Genomic DNA, 12,528 nt, shown 5'->3' with positions numbered 1-12,528 from the left:
AGATCGGGGCAGCTTCGCGATGCGCAGCGCACCCGCCGCCCCGACCACGCCGACCGCGAGCCAGGCGACGAACGCGGCCGACAGGGTCAGGAAGCAAGCCGCCAGCTACGTGAAAGATCTGGGCTAGGACCACAAGGTCGTCGAGACGATCGATGATCGGCACTGGCACGCTTCTCGGGACACTCAGGCGGGGGCGTATCGATGCTGATTCGTCGCCGCGCGGTCACGTTACTGCGCCGGGCACCGAGGTAGTCTCTCCGGGGACGCGCATCTGATGCGCCGACGCTACATATTACCGCCGATGTATGATCATCGCCTACCTAGTACGCTGGCGGAAGGGCGATAAACTGATGGCGACGCGCGTCGACAGCGGTCCGGCCGTTCGGCCTAGGCTGGTGGACCCCGCCAACTTTCTCTTTGCCACCCGTGATACTGGCTACAAGACGACGGGACTTGCGATCGCGGAGTTGATCGACAACTCGTTGCAAGCCGGAGCACGACACGTCAAGGTGGAAGCCGCAACGGCGCGAAGTGCCGATAGGCAAATTGAAATCACGGTGATCGACGATGGCGGTGGTATGGACGCCGAATCGCTCGCCGAGGCCCTGACCTTTGGTGGGACGAGTCGGTTCAACGATCGATCATCCCTAGGGCGCTACGGTATGGGGTTGCCGAACGGTGCGCTGAGCCGCAGTCGTCGCGTCGAAGTCTACACGTGGCGGCCCGGCACTGGTGTCCTCTGGTCGAGGCTGGACATCGACGAGTTGGTCAACGCGGATGCTGCGGTGCTGCCGCCTGTCGAGCTTGTTGAACGGCCGGGGTTCGTGCCAGACACGGATTCAGGTACGGTGGTGCGGTTGATGCGCTGCGATAGGGTAGAGTACAAGCGTTCGTCAGCGCTTGCCCGGAGGCTCAGAGATGATCTCGGCCGAATCTATCGACATTTCCTCGCCGACGGGGTCAGCTTGCAAGTGAACGGTCAACCAGTAGTTGCGAATGACCCCCTCTGCCTGCAGCCCCAGTCCAAGATCGCCGGTGGCACACAGTTCGGAGACGATCTTCTGTACGAGATTCCGGTGGGGTCCACAGTCGGCACCATCTCGGTCACGTTCAGCGAGCTTCCTGTTGATCGCTGGCACGCATTGTCCGCTCAAGAGAAGCGGACCATGGGCGTGACGGCTGGTCCGCCGATATCGGTTGTACGTGCGAGTCGTGAGATCGATCGTGGATGGTTTTTCATGGGCGGAAAGCGTCGTGAGAACTATGACGATTGGTGGCGATGCGAGATCAGGTTTGATCCCATCCTCGATGAGCTGTTTGGAATTACTCACGCCAAGCAAGCCATCTCGCCGCGGCCGGAGCTATGGGAAATCATCTCGCCAGACCTGGAAACGATCGCCCGAGCATTGAATAGCCGCGTTCGCAACCGATTCCTTCTGGTCAAGGCTACCGAGCCGCTGAGTGCTGCGGAGCAGCAGGCAGCGCGCGCGGATGCGTCGTTACCATCGTTGCCGCGTGGACGTCGACCTATCCCAGAGGAAATAAAGGTGCTGGTGGACGGCTTGATCCGGCATGAGGCTCCATACCAAATCGCCGCTGCGGAGTTGCCTACGATGAGCGCGTACGAGGTAGTCGTACGTGACCGACAGGTCGTCGTTCTGCTAAATACCAAGCATCCTTGGTATCGCGATCTTTACGGTCCGCTAGCGATGAGTGAATCGGGCAGGGATCACGATCTTGCGCGCCAGGTTGCGCTTACTGTCCTTGCATCTGCCCGTGCTGAAGCCACGCTGCAACGGCAAGTGGAGCGAGGGCATGCGCAGCAACTGCGCCAGACATCGGCCGATGTACTCGCTACTTTCATGAACGCCTGACATGACCAAGACTTGGTATCCGTTGCCGTGTCCGCCAGGGTGTCGCGCTGCCGAACGACGTGCTTTCGCAACTCTTGGTCGAGCGCTAGCGGGCGTTGGGGGCTTGGTGCCTGAAAAGGCGCGCGAACGGTGTCTTGCTCGCGATAATGCTGCACTCACAGCCGCGACTCATGTACTACTCGACCTTGTCGGCCAAGGTTGGAATGTGCAAGTCAATGGTGACGAAGTTTCCGTTGCACCTCCGTTGGGCGTCGGTGATCCGGTAGAGGAAAAGCGCCGAGTCCGGCGCCAGGAGCTCATCAAACGGGATGAACAACTGGCGGTCCCATCGGTGCGGCGGTTCGTCGTTGCCATGGAGAAGCCCCGGGAGTTCGACGGGAAATTCGTATCGATCTTCAGTCTTATGCGTGACGGAAAGGAGCTCGCGACGGCACTTCGAGCCCTTGACGACAGTGCAGCCGCAGACCCGAAAAAACTGCGCAGGGTAATCGACCCGTACGTGCAGATCGTGACAGGTGAGCGCTGTACACAAACAGGGTTCAAGCTCATGGATATTTGGCGGTACTTCCGTCATACCTGGTCGAACCAGTACACCAGCACTCCGGGACGCACTTTGATGATCTTGATTCGGGATCGTGCGGCCCCGTTCCATCCAGTCATTGGAATTGCAGCGCTTGGTAGCGCCGTCGTGCAACTAGCGGAGAGGGATGACTGGATCGGTTGGCAGTCCGGAGTGTTCCTGGAGGACCTGAGTGCGACCCCAACTCTGCGAATGGCTCGTTGGATCGCAGCTCGGCTACAGACCGCGCTGAATGAGTTGTACGTCGATGACCTAGTGAAGGACGGCCTCTATTGGCCGTCGCTGTGGGACAACCCGACCACCGACGCGATCGAGCGACTGCTGAAGGAAGCCGAGAGTCGACGGCGCGATCATCATCGATTCGTCAAGCCGACTGAGTTCAAGAAACTTCATGATGCTGATGACGTCGACGCGTGGCGTCGGCGTGCAGAGTTGGACCTCTTCCGCAGCAAGCGATGTTTGGCGTTGGCGGACCTGCTTGGTGCCCGGCAAGCGCTCGCGCCATATCTATATCCGAAGCCAACGCGCTCAGGGCTGTCCCGTGCACTCGAGGACCCCAAAGCACGAAGGGCGATTGTATCCGTGCTGCGGCGTGCCAAAGCTGACGCGGTGGGCACTGAGATCGCCGATCTCACGGTCTGCGGAGCTGTAGCTCCGTACAACTCATTGCTGGGTGGCAAGCTGGTCAGTATGTTGGCCGTCAGCCCTACAGTAGTGAAAGCATACAAGCAGCGTTATTCGAGCTATGCAAGCGAAATTGCTTCTTCGATGGCCGGTAGGCCGATCCGTCGGCGGTCCAATCTCGTGTTTATAGGCACGACATCGCTCTACGGCTCAGGTGCTAGCCAGTACAACCGGATCCGAATTCCGCCAGAGGTCCTGGGCGGCTCCTCGTCTATTGAATTCCGACAGTTGGGTCGATCGAAGTCGTTCGGAACGTCACACCTGTCTGCTGAGTCAGTGCGAGCGTTGGTCCGCCTTGCGGAGCAGACCGCTGGAGGTGCGCGAGTCAACAGCATTTTCGGTGAGGGGGTGAACCCCAAGTTCCGCAAGGTGCGTCACGGGTTTGACCTGTTGCGATGGCCGTCTGATGTCCTGCTGCAGCACGGGCGTCAGCGCATCATTTACGGTATCAGTCTGGTGAACAATCTGTTGCCGTACCTGCTTGGCGCCGATGCAGAGCCGAGTTACAAGTTTCGCTGGCGTTCCAGCAACGGAAATGTTGAGTCGATCTCGGCGTGGTGGATGCGCCGCTGGTTGGCCCCACGCAGCAGGCGGACAGACGTGTTGGCAGCGGTCACGGCGAATCAGACGACGCGACCGGTCAGCCATGGTGCGCGTGTCGTGCTGCCTGTTGTGCCACTCCTGCCCGGCGAGTATGAGCAATTGGAGTTGTATTAAGGACGTGTCTGATGTGGGTTTGGTGAGGCGTTTCCAGCAGGTGAGGGTGGCGGCGAGGCTGAGGAATGCGGCGAACAGGGTGGCGTGGCGTTCGTGGCGGCGAGTGAGGCGCCGGTAGCCGGTGAGCCAGGCCAGTGTCCGTTCGACGACCCATCGGTGGCGTCCCAGGTGGGTGCCGGTGTCGCGTCCGGTGCGGGCGATGCGCGGGAGGATGCCTCGTGCGCGTAACCAGTCGCGCGGGTGATCGGCGTCGTAGGTCTTGTCGCCGTGCGGTTTGTGCGGGCGGCGTCGGCGGCGTCCGTGCGGGGTGCGGATCGCGGGGATGCCTCTGACCAGGGGTTTGAGTGCTTGGCTGTCGTGGGTGTGGGTGCCGGAGACGCCGGTGACCAGCGGCAGGCCGCCGCGCTCGGTCAGCACGTGGATCCTGGAGCCGGTCTTGCCCCGGTCGACCACGCTTGGGCCGGTCGGCGAGCCCCCGTTACCTTTTTCGTAGCTCCTGATCAAGGAGTTGTGGTCGCCGGGTCCGGCATGACTGACGCCCCCAGCCGAAGGCATGATCCGGGGGGGGGTGGTGTCACCGGACCCGGTGGCATCGCCGGACCGCTGATAGGGACACGGCCGCCCGCCGGGCAGGTCTCGTCGTAACGTGGGTGCCGGCCTGCGATGCCCACCGCGCGACCACCCGCGACGAACGAACGGCACGACCGATGACCAGTACTTTCGGGGTGTTCCTCGGCCTGGACGTGGGCAAGGGCGAACACCACGCCGTGGGCCTGGACCCCGCCGGGAAGCGGCTGCACGACGCACCGCTGCCCAACAGCGAACCGAAGCTGCGCGCGTTGTTCGACAAGCTCGCCGTCCACGGGCCGCTGCTGGTGGTGGTCGACCAACCCGCCACGATCGGGGCGCTGCCGGTCGCGGTGGCCCGCGCGGCCGGTCACCGGGTGGCCTACCTGCCCGGTCTGGCCATGCGCCGCATCGCCGACCTCTACCCCGGCCGGGCCAAGACCGACGCCCGCGACGCGTTCGTCATCGCCGACGCCGCCCGGAGCCTGCCGCACACCCTGCGCCCGGTCGACGTCGGTGACGACGCCCTGGCGGAGCTGGACGTGCTGGTCGGGTTCGACGACGACCTGGCCGGCGAGGCCACCCGGATCGCCAACCGCATCCGCGGCCTGCTCACCGGCGTCCACCCCGCACTCGAACGCGCCATCGGCCCCCGCATCACCCACCCGGCGGTGCTGGAGATCCTGTCCCGACTGTCGGACCGGGACCGCCCCCTTGACACGTGTGGTTGCCCTCGGGGAGGTCGGCGGGATGATACGAAGCCCGTCCCACGCTGATAGCCGAACCGGGGGTGCCGTCCTGGTCATCCTGCTGGCCTGCCGCGCGGCGAGCGCTTCTTTAGTCTCTTGATGAAGAAAAGAAACTCTGAACACAGCTACAGCGCTCGACCGAACTCCGCATAGACAGTTCGCCCGGAGTCAGCCGCTTCGATGGCCAGTTGAAGCCTCCGGTACAGCGATGGGTGAATGTGTGGAGCAGCCGAGTCGAGCGAGAGGAACTTCAAGCCGTCAAGCTCCTGATCGTGAGCCTTGAGGGCGGTGACCTGCTCGGGCGTGAGCACCCCTCCGTCGAAGATGAATTGACGGCTTTCGCGCCATACTCCGTTTTGGGGAACCGAGTCCACAACTAGCAAGGAACCGAGTCGAAGTTCAACTCCGACGGACGATTCTTTGGCGGGTCCCCCAGCCGGTGCGCTGAATGAACCACCGAAGTGGCCGTTCTCGCCGTCAACGCCGTTTGGCAGCACGAACCCGCCGGGCGGTGACGACGACTGTGACGAGGCTGATCGCCATGCCGACCACGGCGAACGCCACGACGGCGACAGCCGGCGCGATCGGCAACTCCACGGTCACCTCACCGCTTCGGCAAACAACGGCCGGTGTTGCGTCAAGGCGCAGCTCAGCCACCGCCCGGATCGACGCCAGTTGCCCTGCCGCATCGCCCTCGCACCACTGGTAAGTCGACGCGATCTGGGCGAAACCGAGCGCCACGACTCCCAGGAGGATCGCGAAGACCAGTGCGCACGACACGGCGAGGCCGCGGTCGTTCATGTGTGGTCGCGACATGTCAGCGCAGGTGACTCCGGTTCTCGAACCACTCGTCGTCATCAGGGCGACGTGCGGTGGGGCGCCGTTCAACCGACGGCAGCTCGGGAGCAGCGGTGACGTGCTGCTTCAACGCCAGCGCGTCGTCGAGTTCACGCGCGAGGTCGGCCATGTTGAAGTCGAGCACCTCGGCAGCCCGCTTGGCCGCCTCGTGCGCCGCCATGAACTCCTCGGTCAACCAGGGTTCTCCACCCTCATAAAGGGTGTTGGGAGCGATGTGCACGCGGACGAGCTTGCCCATCATGTCCACCCACACCGTGACCGCACCGCTGGGTGACACACCTTTGTGCTGGCTGAACAGCGCCTTCTCCGGGTCGCGCCTGATCTTGGCGAAACGTTCCTGCGCCTGTGCGACCATCTCCTGCGGGTCCACGTCCCCTCCTAGGGCTGCAGCTTGCCCAGTGACTCCATCGCCTTGGTAGCGTCGGCGGACGCCTCGGCGCACTTGGCGATCTGCTCGTCGGCCTTGAACTTCTGCGAGTGCCACCACGCGGCCAAGCCCACCAGGACGCCGAGGATCCCCAGGATCAGTCCCACGACGGCGCCGATCCCGGTCAGACCGACGATGATGCCCGCGATGACACCGATGATGCCGACCGCGAACCCGATGGCGCTCCAGATGTTGTTCCACATGTCCGAAGCCTTGAACTCGAAGCCGTCGGCGAGGTCGACCAGTGCCTGACCGACGTCGTGGGCGGGCTTGCGCATCTCGCTCAGCGCCTGCTTCATCCGATCGATTCGCTCGGTATAGGCGTTGCTCGCCTCACCGGTCCACGCCGAAGCCTGGTTGGCCGCCGTCTCCAAGCCCTTCACGCAGCCGTCGATCGCTTTGCCGAGCTGATCCGCCCCGTCGGATTGCCCGGTGCCCCACACGTCCCGCCCGTCTGGCGGAACGACTCCGGGTCGATGTCCCTGATCACCCTCAAGGTGGCCTGGATGGACGGCAGACCGGGAGCGTGCCGGGCCGCGAACCCGTCGATTTCCCCCGCGTCCGACAGCAATGAGTCCGTGATCACGGTCTGAAGAAAGCCCACGTGCTCCTCCCCCTGGTCATTCCGGGTGAATCCGGCGGAGCCCTTCACCGATGAGCTTCTCGGCCCCCACGTACTCCTGCTGCGTCCGATGGACGCCGTCGATCGCCGTCTCGATCGTGGTGTGGACCCGGTTGATGAAGTCCTGCACGGCCTGACTTGTCCGGGCGTAGTCCTGATCGACGAACTTCGTCAACGCCAGGATCACCTCGTCAACGGTCTCCTCGATGTTCTCGTGCGGGCTCACGGACTGCACCGTCATGCTGCCCTCGAGGCTGGCCTTGGCTCGGAAGTCCTGTAGCCCCAACGCCTCTCCAGCCGCTCTGAGACTGGCCTTCAACTGCTCGAACTCGCCCGGATCGAGCGCATAGCCCCGACCAGGAGCCCCCATCCACGTCACCCCCTGCTACCGCCTGGTGTCGCAATGTAGCAGCAGCCACAGCCGCCGTTATCGAAAACGAACAAACCGCCGCCCGTTGTCCACCACACGACAGCGAAGCCACCAAGGAGTCACACCGGTGCCGAACATGACCGCGGCCACGGCGACCGAAGCAGATCCACCCAGCTGGGTTAGTGAGAGCTGGAGCACACAGCTGACGAATTTCGTGCGGATTGACCGCCTGCTCCAGATTTGCTCCAGATCGGCAGGTCTGATCCAGAACGGACACAAACGCAAGATCGCCCGCCACCTGCATTACCGCAGGTCAGCGGGCGAATCAGACGAACCATTAACTTGTGGAGCTGAGGGGACTCGAACCCCTGACCCTCACACTGCCAGTGTGATGCGCTACCAGCTGCGCCACAGCCCCGTGCAGTCACGTTCCCGGTGGTCAACCCCGCCGTTCTCGTGTGGCAATACCGTACAACATCCCCCCGTCAGGGTGGAAATCGGGGGTACCGGGGGCGCGTTCGGCCTGCTAGACCGGGGTGCATGGGTGGATCACCGTTGGTCGAGCCGGATGCCGAAGGCGTCCGGCCGGAGGTTCGTCGGGGCGTGCAGGAACGTCGCCTGCGCGCGCTGGTGGGGCGGTTGTTGGCGGCCGACGGGGTGCAGGCCGGTCGGTTGCGGGACGTCGGGGTTCGGGACGCGCGTCAGGTGTCGTTGGACGACCTGGCGCGGTTGCCGTTCGTGACCAAGCAGGACCTCTGGGAGCACTACCCGACGGGGTTCCAGGTGGACGATCGGATCGTCTGCGTCCACGGCTCGTCCGGCACCGGTGGGCGGCCCACGCTGGTCCCCTACACGGCCCACGACGTCGACGTCTGGGCCTCCGTCATGGCCCGCGCCCTGGGCGGCGCGGGCGCGACCTCCCGCAGTCGCATCCACAACGCGTACGGCTACGGGCTGTTCACGGGCGGGCTGGGGGTGCACCACGGCGGGATGCGGTTGGGGGCCGCCGTGCTGCCCATGTCGGGCGGGATGACCGAGCGGCAGGTGCGGTTGATCGCCGACCTGCGCCCGGATGTGTTGTGCTGCACGCCTTCCTACGCCATCCACCTCGGGGAGGCGTTGCGGCGCGGCGGGGTCGAGCCGGCCTTCCGCGTCGGCGTGTTCGGCGCCGAGCCGTGGACGGACGGGATGCGCGCGAAGATCGAGGGGTTGCTGGGGCTCCGCGCGCTCGACATCTACGGGCTCTCCGAGGTCATCGGGCCCGGTGTGGCGTGCGAATCACTGGACTCGCAAGGGATGTTGAACGTCGCCGAGGACCACTTCCTGGTGGAGGCCGTCGACCCGGACGGTGTCCCGGTGCCGGACGGCACGCCGGGCGAGTTGGTGTTCACCACGCTGACCAAGACCGGGATGCCGTTGCTGCGCTACCGGTCCGGCGACGTGGCGACGCTGGCCCCACCCGCACCGGGCAGCCCGCGGACCCTGCGCCGGATGAGCAAGGTGTTGGGGCGCAGGGACGACATGCTCGTCGTGCGCGGCGTCAACGTGTTCCCCAGCGAGATCGAGGGCGTGCTGCTCGCCGATCCCCGCGTGGGCCCGCACTACCTCGTGGTGGAGGACCGCCGGGAACGCCCGGAGCTGTGGGTGGTCGTCGAGGGCCACCCGACCGGCGGCGAGGGAACGGACGGCCGGCCCGCCGAGGGGGCGGACGGCCACCCGGCCGAGGGCGTGCGCCGCGACCTGACCGCCGCGCTGCGGGAACGCCTGGGCCTCACGTGCCGGGTCGTCGTCGCACCGCCCGGCGCCCTGCCGCGCCCCGAGACCGGCAAGGCGCGGCGGCTGGCCCGCTGGGACGGGGGCCCGCCGCCGGCGCCCGGCCTCACTTGACGAGGTCGGCCAGCCAGCTGTCGTCGCCGAGATCGACCTTCTGGTCACCCGAGGCGACGGTCGGCGTGCCCTTGAAGTACGGCAGGCCACGCGCCTTGTCCAGCTCCGCCTGCGTGTCCTTGTCGTAGGTGTCGCCGTCGACGCACGTCTTGAACTTGTCGCCGGTGATCCCGAGGTCGGTCCCGAGCTTCACGAGCTCCTGCTTGGTGTAGCCGGGCCCGCCCTCCTCGGGCTGCTTGGCGAACAGCGACTCGTGGTACTGCCAGAACTTGTCCTCGTCCGCGGCGCACAGCGCGGCGTTGGCCGCGTCCTTCGAGTAGCCCGGCGGGTCGGACAGCCGCACCAGGTACGGCAGCGCGTGGTAGCGCACGCGCAGCGTGCCCTTCTCGATCTCCTGCTTGATCTGGTCGCCGTAGATCTTCTTGAACTGCCCGCACGCCGGGCACAGGAAGTCCTCGTACACGTCGATGGTGGCCTTCGCGCCATCCTTGCCGACCACGACCACGGCGCCTTCGCGCTTGACCGGGGCCGCCACGTCGGCCACGTCGGTCGGCGGGGCGCTCGCGCTGTCGTCGGAACTCGACTTGGACCAGATCACGCCGCCGACGACGACCAGCGCCAGCACCACGACCACGACCACGCCGATGACGACCTTGGTCCGGTCGCCCCCGGCGCCGCGCGCCGCGGCCACCGCCCTCGCGGCCTGCTGCTCCTGCTTCTTCTTCCGAGCGTTGCGCTCAGCACCACCCACGTCGCCGTTCCCTTCCCGGTCACCTGCGGCCCGCAGGCTACCGAGCGATGCTGAGCTGAACCTGAGTGATCACGCGTCCGGCTGACGCGGCCGACCGGCGAGCCGTTCGCCGGTCGGCACCTCCGGACCTTCGTCCAGGCGGCCGGACTCGTTCGCGACGACCTCCGCGACGTGCGACGACGGCTCCTTCGGCAGGGTTTCGGGCGCGAACGACCAGAACCCGAGCGCGATGACCATCATCACCCCCGTCAGGGTGAACGCCGCGCCGTACGAGAAGTGGTCGACCAGCACGCCGGCGAGCAACGGCCCGATGATCGCGCCGCAGTCGGTGACCATCTGGAACGCCGCGAGCACCGGCCCGCCCTTGGCCTTGGTGCCGATGACGTCCGCGACGACGGCGTTCTGCGGCGGGTTGAGCAGGCCGGCGCCGACGCCCGCGACGAGCGAGGCCACCATGAACATCGGCACGCCCGCGGTGAAGCCGAGCCAGATGGTGCCGACCGCGGACACCGCGAGCCCGGCCATCGCCATCGGCTTGCGCCCGATGCTGTCGGACAGCTTGCCGGAGATGATCAGCACGGCGGCGTTGCCCACCGCGAACACCGACAGCGAGATGCCCGCGATGGCCGGGCTGCCGTGCAGCGCCTCCACCACGAACAGCGGCACCAGCGAGATCCGCACGCCGAACACGGCCCAGCCGTTGGCGAACCCGGACGCCAGCGCGGCGCGGTAGGCGGGCGAGCCCAGGGCCTGCCCGACGCCCAGCGTCGCGTGCTGCGCGTTCTGGTCGAGCGCGGCGAGGGTGGAGCGGCGCAGGAACCACCAGACGACGAGCGCGGCGAGCACCAGGGCGGCGGCGTAGGTGACGAACGGCACCCGGATGGAGATCTCCGCCAGGGCCGCGCCGACGATCGGCCCGCCGATGTTGCCCAGCAGGAAGCCGGTCGCCCACAGCCCGGACGCCCGGCCGCGCATGGGCGGCGGCGTGATCCGGATCAGCAGGCCGACGGCGGCGACGGTGAACATGGTGGAGCCGACGCCCGCGAACGACCGGAAGACGATCAGCTGCCAGTACGCGGTGGCGAACCCGCACGCCCCGGTGCCGATCGCCACGATGAGGATGCCGGCGATGTAGGTCCGGGGTTCCCCGAACCGGCTGACCAGTCGTCCGCTCACCGGCGCGAACAGCAGCCTCACCAGGGCGAACGCGCTGACGATCGCGGACACGGCGGTCGTGCCGACGTCGAAGCTCCTGGCGTAGGCGGGCAGCACCGGCGCGACGATGCCGAACCCGATGGCGATGATGAAGCTCGCCACGACGAGCACCCACACCTCGCCGGGCAGCCGGGGTTTGGCCGGTGCGTCACTCCCCAGCACAGTGCCTCCGATCTCAGTTAGCTGTGCTAAGGATATGCCCTGGGGCAACCGGGGGCTCAATCCAACAGCTCGTCAACTCTCCGTGCATACGCGGTGACGGGGTACCCGGCGTCGAAGTCGCACGCCTCCGCGAACCGCTCGCCCCCGCCGCCCTCGGCGACGTGCGCCGCCACCAGCAGCGCCCCGGCGTCACGCAGGGCGGCCACCACCCCGTTCACCAGCGCCGACCCGACACCGCGCCGCCGCCGGGCGGGCCGCACCACGACGTGCTCGACCAGACCGACGCCGTGTTCGACGAAGCCGGCGGCGAACCCGGCCAGCCGGTCCCCGTCGTCCACCGCGACGAACGCGCAGCGCGGGTCGTCCAGCCGCTGCCCGAGGTGGCGCGCGAGCCGCGCCGGGTCCGCGCCCAGGTCGTCGGCGAGCAGCCCGGCCATGCCGGCCAGGTCCGCGTCCGCCGCCACCCGCACGGTCGACGCGCGGACCGGACCCCGGTGGACGACGGCCAGCGACTCCTCCACGGCGTACCAGCCCGCGTCGTCCGCGATGCCCTCGATCTCGGCCACCGTGGTCGGCGAGGCGTACACCACCGCCTCGGCGCGCCCCACGTCCGCAAACGTTTGCTCCAACCGCAGCAGCGTCCCCGCGACCTCCGCCGACGAGCCGTCCAGGGCGCACGCGTGGTTGCCGAGGGGCAGGGGGTTGTCCCGGTTCACCACCACCCGGGCACAGCCGACCCGCCCGACCTTGCCGTACCGGACCGCGCCCGACGCGAGCCGCGCCGCCTCCACCAGGCCGGCCAGCTCACGCGAGCGGTACGGGTCGAGCAGTTCGGGGTCGTCGGGATCGCGCAACGGGTCAACCACGCCGACCAGCCTCGCACGCCGCGGCCCACCCACGCCGCTCCGCGGCGGGCGCCCACGACACGCCGCTCGCGCTCACCACCCCTCGTCACTCCCCGACGAGGGGTGGTGAGCGCGCCGGTCACGGGCCCGACGACACCCCGGCCGGACCCGCCACCCACCGGAGCCCCCGGTCCGGGGACCACCGCCGCGCCCGACCGGG

The 12,528-nt window shown here is 66.9% G+C and carries 10 protein-coding genes, 1 tRNA gene and 2 pseudogenes; 4 read left to right on the top strand and 9 right to left on the bottom strand.

What is annotated here, in order from left to right; all coding sequences use genetic code 11:
* The first annotated feature begins 305 nt into the window (after positions 1–305).
* Positions 306–1,874, top strand: a complete 1,569-nt coding sequence (locus C8E97_RS06655; RefSeq protein WP_121002622.1) for an ATP-binding protein — start codon at positions 306–308, stop codon at positions 1,872–1,874.
* A 106-nt stretch (positions 1,875–1,980) separates the two neighbouring features.
* Complete coding sequence (locus C8E97_RS06650; RefSeq protein ID WP_211346927.1) at positions 1,981–3,855, top strand: Druantia anti-phage system protein DruA; 1,875 nt, start codon at positions 1,981–1,983, stop codon at positions 3,853–3,855.
* Positions 3,856–3,879: 24 nt separating this feature from the next.
* Here the strand turns inward: C8E97_RS06650 and C8E97_RS33980 are convergent.
* A pseudogene (locus C8E97_RS33980) lies at positions 3,880–4,332 on the bottom strand (IS5 family transposase); the annotation flags it as partial.
* Between the two features lie 230 nt (positions 4,333–4,562).
* Between C8E97_RS33980 and C8E97_RS06640 the strand changes: the two are divergent.
* A pseudogene (locus C8E97_RS06640) lies at positions 4,563–5,114 on the top strand (IS110 family transposase); the annotation flags it as partial.
* A gap of 534 nt (positions 5,115–5,648) precedes the next feature.
* Here C8E97_RS06640 and C8E97_RS06630 read toward each other — a convergent pair.
* The 5 genes from C8E97_RS06630 to C8E97_RS06605 form a co-directional block, all read right to left on the bottom strand.
* Complete coding sequence (locus tag C8E97_RS06630; RefSeq protein WP_147455009.1) at positions 5,649–5,972, bottom strand: hypothetical protein; 324 nt, start codon at positions 5,970–5,972, stop codon at positions 5,649–5,651.
* Positions 5,973–5,988: 16 nt separating this feature from the next.
* Positions 5,989–6,399, bottom strand: coding sequence for a YbaB/EbfC family DNA-binding protein (locus C8E97_RS06625; protein WP_246018707.1), 411 nt, complete (start codon positions 6,397–6,399; stop codon positions 5,989–5,991).
* 8 nt (positions 6,400–6,407) lie between these two features.
* Entirely contained in the window at positions 6,408–6,899 is a 492-nt protein-coding gene (locus C8E97_RS06620) for a WXG100 family type VII secretion target (protein WP_147455008.1), read from the bottom strand.
* A 177-nt stretch (positions 6,900–7,076) separates the two neighbouring features.
* Complete coding sequence (locus C8E97_RS06610; RefSeq protein WP_147455007.1) at positions 7,077–7,448, bottom strand: hypothetical protein; 372 nt, start codon at positions 7,446–7,448, stop codon at positions 7,077–7,079.
* A gap of 345 nt (positions 7,449–7,793) precedes the next feature.
* A tRNA-Ala gene (locus C8E97_RS06605) sits at positions 7,794–7,866 on the bottom strand.
* A gap of 185 nt (positions 7,867–8,051) precedes the next feature.
* Between C8E97_RS06605 and C8E97_RS06600 the strand changes: the two genes are divergently transcribed.
* Positions 8,052–9,335, top strand: a complete 1,284-nt coding sequence (locus tag C8E97_RS06600; protein ID WP_246018706.1) for a phenylacetate--CoA ligase family protein — start codon at positions 8,052–8,054, stop codon at positions 9,333–9,335.
* On the opposite strand, the gene C8E97_RS06595 is transcribed toward C8E97_RS06600, so the two are convergent.
* The 3 genes from C8E97_RS06595 to C8E97_RS06585 form a co-directional block, all read right to left on the bottom strand.
* Complete coding sequence (locus C8E97_RS06595) at positions 9,328–10,086, bottom strand: DsbA family protein (RefSeq protein WP_121002606.1); 759 nt, start codon at positions 10,084–10,086, stop codon at positions 9,328–9,330. The genes C8E97_RS06600 and C8E97_RS06595 overlap by 8 nt on opposite strands.
* A 69-nt stretch (positions 10,087–10,155) precedes the next feature.
* Complete coding sequence (locus C8E97_RS06590; protein WP_121002604.1) at positions 10,156–11,463, bottom strand: MFS transporter; 1,308 nt, start codon at positions 11,461–11,463, stop codon at positions 10,156–10,158.
* A 56-nt stretch (positions 11,464–11,519) separates the two neighbouring features.
* Positions 11,520–12,329 carry a GNAT family N-acetyltransferase gene (locus tag C8E97_RS06585; protein ID WP_121010914.1) on the bottom strand — a complete coding sequence of 270 codons (810 nt, stop codon included), beginning with the start codon at positions 12,327–12,329 and terminating at the stop codon, positions 11,520–11,522.
* Between the last annotated feature and the right edge of the window lie 199 nt (positions 12,330–12,528).

This window comes from Saccharothrix australiensis, assembly GCF_003634935.1.
Taxonomy (GTDB): Bacteria; Actinomycetota; Actinomycetes; order Mycobacteriales; family Pseudonocardiaceae; genus Actinosynnema; species Actinosynnema australiense.
This window is presented reverse-complemented; position numbering and strand designations above follow the sequence as displayed.